The organism is Bradyrhizobium sp. UFLA06-06 (assembly GCF_054820065.1).
The window spans coordinates 61,593-75,204 of the sequence record NZ_JADFUD010000019.1 but is presented as its reverse complement, the minus strand read 5'-3'; the positions used below and the strand labels follow the sequence as shown (position 1 = coordinate 75,204).

Genomic DNA, 13,612 nt, shown 5'->3' with positions numbered 1-13,612 from the left:
GAAAACGCTCGATATCCTCACAGCCAGCGCTTGCGCCGCTTGAAGCTCTTCAGGTTCTTGAAGCTCTTGCGCTGGTCGCCGGCGCCGCCGAGGTAGAATTCCTTGACGTCCTCATTGTCGCGCAGCTCGTCGGCGGAGCCGTCGAGCACCACCTTGCCCTGTTCCATGATGTAGCCATGGCTCGCGACCGAGAGCGCGGCGCGCGCATTCTGCTCGACCAGGAGGATCGTGACGCCGAGGTCGCGGTTGATCTCCTTGATGATCGCGAACACTTCCTTGACGAGCAGCGGCGACAGCCCCATCGACGGCTCGTCCATCAGGATCATCTTCGGACGGGCCATCAGCGCGCGGCCGATCGCGAGCATCTGCTGCTCGCCGCCGGAGAGATAGCCGGCGAGGCCGGTGCGCTCCTTCAGGCGCGGGAAATACTTGAACACCATGTCGATGTCATCAGAGACCTCGCCGTCGCGCCGGGTGAAGGCGCCGAGCTGCAGGTTCTCCAGCGACGTCATGTCGGCGACGATGCGGCGGCCTTCCATCACCTGGAAGATGCCGCGGCGGACGATCTTGTCCGGATCGATGCCGTTGATGCGCTGGCCCTCGAACAGGATCTCGCCGCGGGTGACCTCGCCGTCCTCGGTCTTGAGCAGGCCGGAGATCGCCTTCAGCGTGGTCGACTTGCCGGCGCCGTTGGCGCCGAGCAGCGCCACGATCGCGCCCTTCGGCACCTCGAGGCTGAGGCCGCGCAGCACCAGGATGACGTCGTCATAGACGACCTCAATGTTGTTGATGCTGAGCAGCGGCGGCGGCGGGACGGCCGTCGGCCCCGGGCGGGTGGCTTCGAGGGTTTCGTTCATGGTCTCGATCACTCTCCACTGTCGTCACCCGCGTTTCGTGCGCAACTGCGCACTCGAGCGGGTGACCCAGGATTCCAGAGGCGCCGGCGATCAATCGAGAGGCCGCAGCGTACTGGATCCCCCGCTTTCGCGGGGGATGACGATTGTTGTCGAGGCTGCGCTGGGTGGCAGCCCCACGACCTCACCAGCCAAACCATTCGGGTTTGCGCGGCAGTTCGACGGTCTTCACCTTCTCGAGCTTGATCGTGCCTTTGGCCATCAGGTCGTTGATGTCGCCATCGGTCGCGCCCGAGATCTTCGAGCGATACAGGTCGACCTTCGTGGTCGGGCGGTGATCCTTTTCGGTCCAGGTCGAGGGATTGCAGACGCCGTCCATGCCGGCCGGCACCCAATCCTTCTTCTGGTAGAAGCCCTTGGCGACGTTCTCGCCGGTGGCGCCGCCGTTCTTGGCGGCCCAGTCGAGCGCTTCCTTCAGATAGAGCGCGCTGCAGACCGCGGCGATGTAGTGCACCGGCCGATAGACCTTGCCGGACGGGTCGGACATCTTGGAGATTTCCATCACCGTCTTCATGCCGGGCGCGTTGCCGCCCCAGCTCACCGCCGTGCGGAGCGGGAAGATCACGCCGTCGGCTGCATCGCCGGCGGTCTTCGCCGCGTTCTCGTCCATGCCCCAGACATTGCCGAGGAACTGGACGTCGACGCCGGCGGTCTTGCAGGCCTTCAGCACCGAGATGTTCGAGGCCGCCGTGTTGCCGAGATAGGCATAATTTGCGCCCGAGCTTTTCAGGCTGAGACACTGCGCCGAGTAGTCGCCGGGGGACAGCGCGAACACCAGCGGCGGCAGCACCTCGAAGCCGAGCTCGGTCGCCAGCGCTTCACCGGCCGCCTTCGGCGCGTTCGGATACGGATGGTTGGCGCCCATGTGGACGAATTTCGGCTTGCCGGGCTTGCCCTTGGCCTTCCAGTCCTCCGCGGCCCAAGTCAGCATCGCGCGCATCGAATCCGAATAGCTCGGGCCGTAGAAGAAATTGTACGGCGCGGGCTTGGCCTTGCCGCTGGTGCCTTCCGGATCGGTCAGCGCGGCGGCGTAGGAGCCGGAGATGTCCGGGATCTTGTCCTGCGCCAGGAAGCCGGTGAGGGCCTCGGTATCCGCCGTGCCCCAGCCCATGATCGCCGCGACCTTGCCGTCGGGCGCCGACCATTTCTTGTACAGCGCGATGGCGCGCGGCACCTGGTAGCCATAGTCGTTGCTGTCGACATTGAGCTGCTTGCCGCCGATGCCGCCGTTCTTGTTGACCCAGGCGAAGGTGTCCGCGACGCCCTGGCCATAGGGGGTGCCGACGTCGGACGTGCCGCCCGAGAGGTCCTGCAGATGGCCGATGGCGATCTGCGCCTGCGCGGTGGCGGCCGCGCTGCTGATCAGCAGCGCAAGGGAGACCGAGCTCAAAAGGGATCTAATCGTCATTTTTTCTTTCCTCCTGCTTATTCGTTGAACCGAATTTTGAGTTGCGTTCCGTGCCTTGCGTCAATGCGAGAACGGGTAGAGCTTCCAGTAGGCCTTGATCTGCCGCCAGCGATGCGCGAGCCCGTCGGGCTCGAACATCAAGAAGCCGATGATGATCAGGCCGATCGCGATCTCGCGCAGGAAGGTAATGTTGTTGTTGAGCTGCAGCGCCTTGTCGATGGCGCCGCCCTTCAGCCAGGCGCTCAGCCATTCCATCGATTCCGGCAGCAGCACCACGAAGGCCGTGCCCATCAGCGTGCCCATCACCGAGCCCGTGCCGCCGATGATGACCATGGCGAGGAACAGCACCGAGCGCTCGATGCCGAAGCCTTCCTGCGAGACCACGAGCTGATAATGCGCGTAGAGCGCGCCGGCGATGCCGGCAAAGAAGGCGGCAAGCCCGAACGACAGCGTCCGGTACTTGGTGAGGTTGATGCCCATGATCTCGGCCGAGAGATAGTGATCGCGGATCGCGACCAGCGCGCGGCCGTCGCGAGTGCGCATCAGATTGGTGACCAGGAGATAACTGATCACCATGTAGGCGAGCACGACGTAGAAGTACTGCCGGTCGCCGCGCAGGGTGTAGCCGAAGATCGAGAACGGGTTGGCGCTGGCCGGCACCGAGCCGCCCGAGAACCATTCGGCGCGCGAGAAGAAGTCGAGCAGGATGTACTGCGCCGCCAGCGTCGCGATCACGAGATAGAGCCCCTTCAGCCGCGCCGCCGGCACGCCGAAGATCAGGCCGACCAGTGCCGTGACGACGCCGGCGAGGGGGATGGCAAAGAACACCGGGATCGGCGCATTGTTGGAGATGTAGGCCGAGGTGAACGCGCCGAACAGGAAGAACGCGGCGTGGCCGATCGATATCTGGCCGGTGAAGCCGACCAGGACGTTGAGGCCGAGGGCCGCGATCGCGAAGATGCCGATTTGGATCGCGATCGAGAGCAGGTAGTTGGACAGTAGCATCGGCGCGAAGCAGGCCAGCACAATGCCGAGGATCGCGAAATTGCGGCTGGTTGCGGTCGGGAAGATCGTGGTGTCGGCCGCGTAGCTGGTGCGGAAATCGCCCGAGGGGATGAGTGTGCTTGTCGCCATTGATCAGACCCGCTCAATATCTTTGGTGCCGAACAGGCCGTACGGTTTGATCATCAGGATGATGATCAGGACGTAGAACGGCGCGATCTCGTAGAGATTGCCCCAGTGCAGATACTGGCTGTCGACATACTGGGCGACATTTTCCAACAGCCCGATGATGATGCCGCCGAGCACGGCGCCGCCGACCGAGTCGAGCCCGCCCAGGATCGCGGCCGGAAACACCTTGATGCCGTAGGCGGAGAGGCCGGACGACACGCCGTTGACCACGGCGACCACGACGCCGGCGACCGCCGAGACGGTGGCCGAGATCGCCCACGCCATCGCGAACACGTTCTTGACGGAAATGCCGAGCGACTGCGCGACCTGCTGGTTGAAGGCGGTGGCGCGCATCGCCAGGCCGTATTTCGAGGCGCGGAAGAACCAGGCCATGCCGACCATCATGGCGAGCGAGACCACGAGGCTCATGACATAGACGGTCTGGATCTGCAGCCCGAACAGGCTGACCGACTGGCTCTGGAACACGCGCGGGAACGGCTGCGGGTTGACGCCGAAGATCCACTTCAGCGCGGCCTGGAACACCGTCGACAGGCCGATCGTCACCATGATCACGGAGATGATCGGCTCGCCGATCATCGGACGCAGGATCACGACCTGGATCGCGATGCCGAAGATGAACATGAAGACCAGCGTGATCGGCATGCCGACCCAGAACGGCACTTGATACTTCGTCAGCAGCGCCCAGCACACCCAGGCGCCGACCAGCAGCAATTCGCCCTGCGCGAAGTTCACGACCTGCGTCGCCTTGTAGATCAGCACGAACGACATCGCGACCACGCCGTAAAGCGTGCCGACCACGAGGCCGTTGACGATCAGCTGGATCAGGAACTGGGTGTTCATGGGGTGCGGTCGCTCCGAACTGCGGCGCCAGCACCCTCTCCCCTTGTGGGAGAGGGTGGCTTCGCAAAGCGAAGCCGGGTGAGGAGTTGTCTCCGCATCGCGATCGTGGAGAGGGTACCCCTCACCCAAGCGAGTTCGTGTCGACTGGCGGTGTAGCCCTCTCCCACAAGGGGAGAGGGCACATTCATGAGCACCGCGCTCCGGTCGCGCAAGACAGTCATTCCGCGGCCTCCGCGAGCACGGCGCGGGCGAGGTCGACGACCTCGAGCGTGGTGCGGACGCGCTGCGTCGAGCCGTCCTGGAAGCGGATCACGGTGTCGACGGGGATGCGGGCCTTGCCGCGGTAGATCGCATCGATGATGTCGGCGTATTTCTCGTTGATGACGCCGCGGCGGACTTTTCTGGTCCGGGTCAGCTCGCCGTCATCGGCATCGAGCTCCTTGTAGAGCAGCAGGAAGCGCGAGATGCGTTGCGCAGGCGGCAGGGTAGCGTTGACCGTTTCGACCTCTTTCTTGAGCAGCGCATAGACCTCGGGCCGCGAGGACAGGTCGGTGTAGGTCGTGAACGAGATCCGGTTCTTCTCCGCCCATTTCGAGATGATCGAGTAGCGGATGCAGATCATCGCGGCGAGTGCGTCGCGGCCGGCGCCGAGCACCACCGCTTCGGCGACATAGGGCGAGAACTTCAGCTTGTTCTCGATATATTGCGGCGAGAAGCGCTCGCCGCGCGAGGTCTCGGCGAGATCCTTGATGCGGTCGATCACGACAAGCTGCCGGTTGTCGTTGTAGTAGCCGGCATCGCCCGAATGCATCCAGCCGTCCTTGATGTCGGCGACCGAGGCTTCGGGGTTCTTGTAATAGCCGTGGAACATGTTGGGATGCCGGACCACGATCTCGCCGACGCCGTTGACGTCGGCATTGTCGATGCGGATCTCGATGTCATCGGCCATCGGCACGCCGGTGGTGTCGGGATCGACCTTGCCTTCGGGATGCAGCGTATAGGCGCCGAGCAGCTCGGTCTGGCCGTACAGAGTGCGCAGCGGCACGCCCATCGCCTGGAAGAACTTGAAGGTGTCCGGCCCGAGCGCCGCGCCACCGGTCGCCGCCGAGCGCAGCCGCGTGAAGCCGAGCCGGTCGCGCAGCGCGCGGAACAGGAGCTGGTCGGCGAAAACAGAACGCTTGCCCTCGGCAAGCGCCGCCAGCCCGGTCTTCATGCCGAGGTCATAGAGCCGCTGCTTGAACGGCGAGGCGTCCATCACCCCGGCGCGGACGTCGGCCGCGATCGATTCCCAGACCCGCGGCGCGAACAGCACGAAGGTCGGCGCGATCTCGCGGAAGTCGTGCATCATGGTGTCGGGCTCTTCGACGAAGTTGACCTTCATCCGGGAGAGCAGCCCTTTGCCCAGCGCGTAGATCTGTTCCATGATCCAGGGTAGCGGCAGCACCGAAACATATTCGTCGGCCGGCCCCTTCGGATCGAAGGCGAGATAGGTCGCGCAGTGCCGCAGCACGCGCCCGGCCGAGAGCATCGCGAGCTTCGGATTGGCCGTCGTGCCCGAGGTCGTGCAGAGGATCGCGACGTCCTCGCCCTTCGTGGCGTCGACCAGCCGCTCGTAGAGCCCAGGCTCGCGCGCGGCGCGATTGCGGCCCAGCGCAACGAGCTTGCTCGCCTCCATCAATCGCGGATCGTCGTATTTGCGCATGCCGCGCGGGTCGGAATAGACGATGTGCTTGAGGCGGGGCACGCGATCGGCCAGGCCGAGCAGCTTGTCGACCTGTTCCTCGTCCTCGGCGAAGACCAGTTTGGCCTCGCCATAGGTCAGGAGATAGGCAGCCTCCTCGTCCAGCACGTCGCGGTAAAGACCGAGGCTCATCGCGCCAATCGCGTGGGCCGCGATCTCGGCGGCGACCCAGTCCGGCCGGTTGTCGCCGATGATGCCGATCACGTCGCCGCGGCCAAGCCCGAGCTCGACCATGCCGAGCGCGAAATCATGGGTGCGGGTCTGGTAGTCGTTCCAGGTGAATTCGCGCCACAGCCCGAAATCCTTCTCGCGCAGCGCGATCTCTTGGCCGTGCTCCTTCGCGTTCAGGCGCAGCATCTTGGGAAAGGTGTCGGCCCGCGCGGCGCGACCGGCATAGTCCATCATGCCGCGCTCTCCTGCACCGCCGGCTTGTCGTCGGGGTCGACCAGCACTTCGTCTTCCTCGCCGAGATAGGCGCGCTTGACATGGGGATCGGCGAGCACGGTGGCCGGATCGCCCTCGGCGATCTTGCGGCCGAAATCGAGCACCATGACGCGGTGGGAGATGTCCATCACGACGCCCATGTCGTGCTCGATCATCATCACCGTCATGCCGAACTCTTCGTTGAGATCGACGATGTAGCGCGCCATGTCTTCCTTCTCTTCGAAGTTCATGCCGGCCATCGGCTCGTCGAGCAGGATCAGTTGCGGCTCGAGCGCCATCGCGCGGGCGAGCTCGACGCGCTTGCGCAAGCCGTATGGCAGGGTGCCGGCGGTGGCCTTGCGAACCGACTGCAGGTCGAGGAAGTCGATGATCTCCTCGACCTTGCGACGGTGCTCCAGCTCCTCGCGGCGCGCGCCGGTCAGCCAGTACAGCGATCCCGTGATGAAGTTGTTCTTCAGGAGGTGATGGCGGCCGACCATGATGTTGTCGAGCACGCTCATGTGGTGGAACAGCGCGAGATTCTGGAAGGTCCGGCCGATGCCGAGCCGGGGCCGCGCGTTCGGGTTGAGGCCGGTAATGTCCTGGCCGCGATAGAACAGCTGGCCTTCGGTCGGCCGGTAGCGGCCGGAGATACAGTTGACGATCGAGGTTTTGCCGGCGCCGTTCGGGCCGATGATGGAGAACAGCTCGCCCTCGTTGACGCCGAAGCTCACTTCGGTCAGCGCGCGGACGCCGCCAAAGCGCAATGAGACTCCGCGCACCTCGAGACTATTAGCCACCCTGTTCCCTCCAGATACGGGCGCTTAGGCGCGCTCTTTATCTTCGCTTCGATCCTGCTTCGATCTTGCACTTCGATCTTACATGGGCCACCGAAGGGAGACCATCCGACTAATGATGCCGGCGTTCGGGAGATCGCTCGCCCCGATCGCCTGCGTCATGCGCGGTAACGCCGCACCCTGCCTGCAAGCCCGTCTCTCACGTCGTCCGCCTTCAGCGATCCATCGAGGAGCTGCGCGACGTTACGCGAGGTGGCTCTGAATACGAGAAAGCGATAGGTTGAATTGTCATGTGCCCGACATTTGGTCAGGAATTTTCGCTGGCATTCCAGGCCCCGGGTCCCTGGCTTCGCGCACGGCGTTGCTGCGGTGCAATATCTTTGCAGTATCTTGGGGTGGGATGCCGTCGCTAGAATGATTGCTGCTGATTACCTGAGGCGCATCGCGGCCTGGTCGCGCGAACTGAGCGAGCAAGAAATCGAAATCGCGCGCGCCGGCATTTCCGAGAAATCCTACCGCGCCAACGAATTCATCTTCATGCGCGGCGACAATTTCCAGTACTGGACCGGCATCGTCACCGGGCTGGCGCGCATGGGCATCGTCTCGCGCGGCGGCAAGGCGGCGAGTTTCGCGGGCCTCACCGCAGGCGCGTGGTTCGGCGAGGGGACCGTGCTCAAGAATGAGCCCCGGCGCTACGATGTGGTCGCGCTGCGCGACACGCGACTGGCGATGATGGATCGCCGGACCTTCGTCTGGCTGTTCGAGAACAGCGTCGGCTTCAACCGATTCCTGGTCGGCTCGCTCAATGAGCGGCTCGGCCAGTTCATCGCGCTGCTCGAATATGGCCGCACGCTGGACGCCACGGCGCGGCTGGCGCGCTCGATCGCCTCGCTGTTCAATCCGATTCTCTATCCCGACCTGACGCTGCACCTCGAGATCACCCAGGAGGAGATCGGGGCGCTGTCGGGAATCTCCCGGCAGAATGCCAACCAGTGCCTGAAGCGGCTCGAGCGGGAAGGGCTGTTGCGGCTCGAATATGGCGGGGTGACCATCCTCAACCTCGACCGGCTGCGCCACTATGGCGAGTGACGGGTTCCGGGCGCATTGAGCCGTTTTCGCAGGCCTAAAGTCCTGATTTCAAACGATTAAGCCATTAGACTTGGGGCAGGCTGGATGCTACAGACCGGCCTCGTCGGGATCGCGCGGTTTTCGCGCTCTCTGGAGATGACATGGCGGTTAAGGATTCGGCGGCTCAGGACTCAAAGCGGCGCGTTGCGCTGATCACCGGCGTTACCGGGCAGGACGGCGCGTATCTCGCCGAATATCTGCTCGGTCTCGGCTATACCGTGCACGGGATCAAGCGGCGGTCGTCCTCGTTCAACACCGCGCGCGTCGACCATCTCTACCAGGACCCGCATGCCGGCAACGTGCCGTTCCTGATGCACTACGGCGACATGACGGATTCGACCAATCTGATCCGGCTGGTGCAGCAGATCCGGCCGACCGAGATCTATAACCTCGCCGCCCAGAGCCACGTCCAGGTCAGTTTCGAGAGTCCGGAATACACCGCCAACGCCGACGCGATCGGCGTGCTGCGGCTGCTGGAGGCGATTCGCATCCTCGGCATGGAAAAGGAAACGCGGTTCTACCAGGCCTCGACCTCGGAGCTTTACGGGCTCGTGCAAGAGGTGCCGCAGAAGGAGACCACGCCATTCTACCCGCGCTCGCCCTATGGCGTCGCCAAGCTCTACGGCTACTGGATCACGGTGAACTACCGTGAGGCCTACGGCATGTTCGCCAGCAACGGCATCCTGTTCAACCATGAGAGCCCGATCCGCGGCGAGACCTTCGTGACGCGCAAGATCACCCGCGCCGTCGCCCGAATCGAGGTCGGCCTCGAGAACAAGCTCTATCTGGGCAATCTCGACGCCAAGCGCGACTGGGGCCACGCCCGCGACTATGTCGAGGGCATGCACAGGATCCTGCAGGTGGACGAGCCCGGCGACTTCGTGCTCGCGACCGGCGAGACGCGGTCGGTCCGCGAGTTCGTCGAGCTGGCGTTTGCGGAGGTCGGCCGCAGCATCGAATGGCGCGGCAAGGGCGTCGAGGAGGTCGGTATCGACAAGGCGTCCGGCAACCCCCTGGTACAGATTGATCCGACCTATTTCCGCCCGACCGAGGTCGATCTTCTGATCGGCGACGCCAGCAAGGCGCGCGCCAAGCTCGGCTGGGCGCCGAAGACGCCGTTCGCGCAGCTGGTGAAGGAAATGGTCGCCAGCGATCTCGTCGAGGCCAGGCAGGATGCGGCCAATGGCAAGCACGGCGTTTGAGCTGAAGGGCAAGACGGTCTTCGTTGCCGGCCATCGCGGCATGGTCGGCTCGGCGCTGATGCGCCGGCTGGCGCGCGAGGAGGCCGACCTCCTGACGGTGTCGCGCAGCGAGGTCGACCTGCGCGACCAGGCCGCGGTGAATGCCTGGTTTGCCGCGAAGCGGCCGCAGGCTGTATTCCTCGCTGCCGCCAAGGTCGGCGGCATCGTCGCCAACAACACGCTGCGGGCGGAATTCCTCTACGACAATCTGGCGATCTCGAGCAACGTGATCCAGGCGGCCCACGTCAATGGATGCGAGAAGCTGATGTTCTTCGGCTCGTCCTGCATCTATCCGCGCCTGGCGCCGCAGCCGCTGCGCGAGGATTCGATGCTGACCGGCCCGCTGGAGCCGACCAACGAACCCTATGCCATCGCCAAGATCGCCGGCATCAAGATGGCCGAGGCCTATCGCAGCCAGTACGGCGCCGATTTCATCAGCGTGATGCCGACCAATCTCTACGGTCCCGGCGACAATTATCACCCCGAATACAGCCACGTCGTCGCCGCGCTGATCCGCCGCTTCCACGAGGCCAAGGTTTCGGGCGCCGGCAACGTCGCGGTGTGGGGCACCGGCACGCCGCGCCGCGAATTCCTCTATGTCGACGATCTCGCCGACGCCTGCATCCATCTGATGAAGGCCTATTCCTCGCCCGAACTGGTCAATATCGGCACCGGCGAGGACATCACCATTGCCGAGTTCGCGCGCGTCGTCGCGGCCGCCGTCGGCTATCGCGGCGGGATCAGCTTCGACACGTCGCGCCCGGACGGCACGCCGCGCAAGCTGCTCGACGTCGGCCGGCTGGCCAGGCTCGGCTGGCGCGCCACCACCTCACTCGAGGATGGCATCGCCCTCGCGTACCAGGCCTATCTGCGCGAGACGAAGTGACGCGGTGAACCTCGCACCCTCCGACTGAGAATATCTGTCGGCTTGGCGACGCTGCGCGGCTAGGATGCGCGTGCCCAAGCGTGCCGCAAGAGCCGCCAGTGCGTCGGAGGAGACATCATGAAGGTTCTACGCCGCCAGTTCCTGCAACTTGCAGCTACGGCTGCGCTTCCGCTCACATTTGGAAAAGCGATTGCCGAGGCCTATCCGGCGCGGCCGGTTCGCCTCGTGATCGGCTATACGCCCGGCGGTTCGGCGGACCTGACGGCGCGGCTGATGGGGCAGTGGCTGTCGGAAAAGCTCGGGCAATCCTTCATTGTCGAGAACCGGCCGGGCGGCGGGACCAACATCGCCACGGAGCAGGCGCTGCGCGCGGCGCCCGACGGCTACACGCTGCTGCTGGTCGCGCCGGCAAATGCGATCAATGCGACGCTCTACCAGAAGCTCCCCTTCGACTTCATGCGCGAGATGGAGCCGATCGCGGGCATTATTCGCTTTCCCAACGTCGTGGTGGTGCACCCCTCGCTGCCGATCAAGTCGATTCCCGAATTGATCGCTTATGCAAAGGCCAATCCCGGCAAGCTCAACATGGCGTCCTCAGGCAACGGTTCGACGATCCACATGTCGGGCGAACTGTTCAAGATGCTGACCGGCATCAACATGCAGCACGTGCCCTACCGGGGCGGCGCGCCGGCGCTCACCGATATGCTGTCCGGCGTGATGCAGGTGATGTTCGACAATCTTCCGACCTGCGCCGAGCACGTCAAATCCGGCAAGCTGCGCGGACTTGCGGTCACCAGCACGACCCGTTCGGACGTGCTTCCGGACCTGCCGCCGGTCGCCGACTTCCTGCCGGGTTACGAGGCGAGCGCCTGGTACGGCCTCGCGGCGCCGAAGAACACGCCGCCTGAAATCGTCGACAGGCTCAACAAGGCCGTCAATGAAATCCTCGCCGATCCCAAAGCCAAGGCGCGGTTTACCGAGCTCGGCGCGATCATGCTGCCGGGTTCGGCCGCCGACTTCGGCAAACTGGTGGCCGACGAGACCGAGAAGTGGGGCAAGGTGGTCAGGTTCGCCGGCGCCAAAGTGGACTAAAGCGCGATGAGATTCGGTCAAATCGTCATCGCGCTTTAACTTGTTGTTTAAGCATGGTCTTCCCGGAAAACCGCTTCCCACTTCTCCGGATCATGCTTTAGCTTCGCGCCGTCGCGCGCGGTGGATTTTTTGAAAGCGCCGCCGCCATCGCCGATATCAGCGGCCGCATGAAGAAGGCGTCTTCGGCCGGGTAGATGTCGGTGCGCAGGCCGTGGGATTTGAGCTCGTCCGATACCGCCGGTCCGACGGAAGCGATCGGCGTACCCTCGAACCCCTGGCGCAACCTGTCCTCGCAACCGCGCGCCCGTGCCACCTCGATGAGCCGACGGACCTGACCGAGATTGGTCAACGCGATCGCGTCGATGCGGCCCTGCGCCATCTCCTCGATCGCGGTGACGATGTTGGCGTCGGCGGCCTGCGCATCATAGACATAGGGCAGCACCGTATCGACCTCGGCGCCCTGTGCCTTGATCGCGCCGATCAGGGTGGCATGATCCTTGTCCGGATAGAGCTGCAAGCCGAGCCGATGGCCGGTCAGGTCGAGCTTCGACAGCATCTCCGCGACGCCTTCCGACGTCGGCTTCTCGGTCGTCATTTGCGGTTCCAGGCCGATCTCGCGCAGCGCCCGGCCGGGCTTGGGGCCGCGGGCGAATTTGCGCGCCTTGGCGAGGCCATCGATGAACTCCCGCTCGACGCCGATCCGGCGCACGACCTTCATCAGCCGGCGCAGCCCTTCGCCGGTCATCAGCACGAGATCGTCGAGCGGCCGTTCGATGGCGCGGCGAATCCAGCCCTCGATCGGCGCCGCATCAGGCGCATCGTGGATGGTGAACATCGGGCATTGCAGCACGTCGGCCCCCTGCTCGGCGAGCAGGCGGGAAAACTGCGCCTCCTCGCGCGTCTCGAGGATCAGGATGCGGTAGCCGTTCAGCCGTTCAGCCATGATGGTCCCTAACAAACATTGTCGTCATTTGTTCGATTTGACCCCCGCGCCGGGATTGGCGCAAGGCCGCCTGCGGTGTAGACGAGGGCCGAAAATGACCGTTCCACCAATCTGCTCAAGCTTTGGTCAATTGGCATGCCCGACCATCAGTTCGTTTTGACCCTGTCCTGTCCGGACCGTCCGGGAATCGTCTCGGCAGTCTCGACGTTTCTCGCCCATAACGGCCAGAACATCCTGGACGCCCAGCAGTTCGATGACGTGGAGACCGGCAAGTTCTTCATGCGCGTGGTGTTCACCGCGGCCGACCTCGCGGTCGAACTCGCGGCGCTGCAGACCGGCTTTGCCGCGATCGCCGAACGCTTCGGCATGGAATGGCAGATGCGCGATCGCGCCAGCCGCCGCCGGGTGATGCTATTGGTGTCGAAGTCCGATCACTGCCTGGTCGACATCCTCTACCGCTGGCGCACCGGCGAGCTCGAAATGATCCCGACCGCTGTTGTCTCCAACCATCCGCGCGAGACCTATGGCTCGCTCGATTTCGGCGATATCCCGTTCCATCATCTGCCGGTGACGAAGGAGACCAAGCGGCAGCAGGAAGACGCGGTGTGGAAGCTGGCCCAGGACACCAAGACCGATCTCGTGGTGCTGGCCCGCTACATGCAGATCCTGTCGGACGAGATGTCGGCGCGGCTGTCGGGCCGCTGCATCAACATCCATCATTCCTTCCTGCCGGGCTTCAAGGGCGCCAAGCCCTACCACCAGGCGCATGAGCGCGGCGTCAAGCTGATCGGCGCCACCGCGCATTACGTCACCAGCGATCTCGACGAGGGGCCGATCATCGATCAGGACGTCGAGCGCATCAGCCATCGCGACACGCCTGAGGACCTCGTGCGCAAGGGGCGCGACATCGAGCGCCGGGTGCTGGCGCGCGCGATCCGCTACCATCTTGCCGACCGCGTCATCCTCAACGGGCGCAAGACCGTGGTGTTCGTGGACTGATCCGCGGTT

12 protein-coding genes are annotated in these 13,612 nt (G+C 64.3%); 5 read left to right on the top strand and 7 right to left on the bottom strand.

The window, feature by feature from the left end:
* Positions 1-17 precede the first annotated feature (17 nt).
* The 6 genes from IF803_RS18210 to IF803_RS18185 all read right to left on the bottom strand — a co-directional run bounded on the left by IF803_RS18210 (position 18) and on the right by IF803_RS18185 (position 7,317).
* Positions 18-857, bottom strand: a complete 840-nt coding sequence (locus tag IF803_RS18210; RefSeq protein WP_461193007.1) for an ABC transporter ATP-binding protein — start codon at positions 855-857, stop codon at positions 18-20.
* A gap of 181 nt (positions 858-1,038) precedes the next feature.
* Entirely contained in the window at positions 1,039-2,322 is a 1,284-nt protein-coding gene (locus IF803_RS18205; RefSeq protein WP_304496221.1) for an ABC transporter substrate-binding protein, read from the bottom strand.
* A 60-nt stretch (positions 2,323-2,382) separates the two neighbouring features.
* Positions 2,383-3,456, bottom strand: a complete 1,074-nt coding sequence (locus IF803_RS18200; RefSeq protein WP_057020451.1) for a branched-chain amino acid ABC transporter permease — start codon at positions 3,454-3,456, stop codon at positions 2,383-2,385.
* A gap of 3 nt (positions 3,457-3,459) precedes the next feature.
* Positions 3,460-4,353, bottom strand: a complete 894-nt coding sequence (locus IF803_RS18195; protein WP_028343071.1) for a branched-chain amino acid ABC transporter permease — start codon at positions 4,351-4,353, stop codon at positions 3,460-3,462.
* Between the two features lie 217 nt (positions 4,354-4,570).
* Positions 4,571-6,499 (bottom strand): AMP-binding protein, encoded by a 1,929-nt coding sequence (locus IF803_RS18190; RefSeq protein WP_461193006.1) that lies wholly within the window; start codon positions 6,497-6,499, stop codon positions 4,571-4,573.
* Entirely contained in the window at positions 6,496-7,317 is an 822-nt protein-coding gene (locus IF803_RS18185) for an ABC transporter ATP-binding protein (protein ID WP_461193005.1), read from the bottom strand. The genes IF803_RS18190 and IF803_RS18185 overlap by 4 nt, the downstream gene beginning before the upstream one ends.
* A gap of 411 nt (positions 7,318-7,728) precedes the next feature.
* Between IF803_RS18185 and IF803_RS18180 the strand changes: the two genes are divergently transcribed.
* From IF803_RS18180 to IF803_RS18165, 4 genes are all read left to right on the top strand, one after another.
* Positions 7,729-8,403: a Crp/Fnr family transcriptional regulator gene (locus IF803_RS18180; RefSeq protein ID WP_028343069.1), complete on the top strand. Its 675-nt coding sequence runs from the start codon at positions 7,729-7,731 to the stop codon at positions 8,401-8,403.
* 140 nt (positions 8,404-8,543) lie between these two features.
* Positions 8,544-9,644: a GDP-mannose 4,6-dehydratase gene (gene gmd, locus IF803_RS18175; RefSeq protein WP_461193004.1), complete on the top strand. Its 1,101-nt coding sequence runs from the start codon at positions 8,544-8,546 to the stop codon at positions 9,642-9,644.
* Positions 9,625-10,569, top strand: coding sequence for a GDP-L-fucose synthase (gene fcl / locus IF803_RS18170; RefSeq protein ID WP_461193003.1), 945 nt, complete (start codon positions 9,625-9,627; stop codon positions 10,567-10,569). The genes gmd and fcl overlap by 20 nt, the downstream gene beginning before the upstream one ends.
* Positions 10,570-10,686: 117 nt before the next feature.
* Positions 10,687-11,661: a Bug family tripartite tricarboxylate transporter substrate binding protein gene (locus IF803_RS18165; RefSeq protein ID WP_461193002.1), complete on the top strand. Its 975-nt coding sequence runs from the start codon at positions 10,687-10,689 to the stop codon at positions 11,659-11,661.
* A 97-nt stretch (positions 11,662-11,758) separates the two neighbouring features.
* On the opposite strand, the gene IF803_RS18160 is transcribed toward IF803_RS18165, so the two are convergent.
* Positions 11,759-12,604, bottom strand: coding sequence for a uroporphyrinogen-III synthase (locus IF803_RS18160; protein ID WP_461193001.1), 846 nt, complete (start codon positions 12,602-12,604; stop codon positions 11,759-11,761).
* 135 nt (positions 12,605-12,739) lie between these two features.
* Here IF803_RS18160 and purU point away from each other — a divergent pair, with 135 nt between their 5' ends.
* On the top strand, positions 12,740-13,603 hold the full coding sequence (purU, locus tag IF803_RS18155; protein WP_461193000.1) for a formyltetrahydrofolate deformylase: 864 nt from the start codon (positions 12,740-12,742) through the stop codon (positions 13,601-13,603).
* Positions 13,604-13,612: the final 9 nt, after the last annotated feature.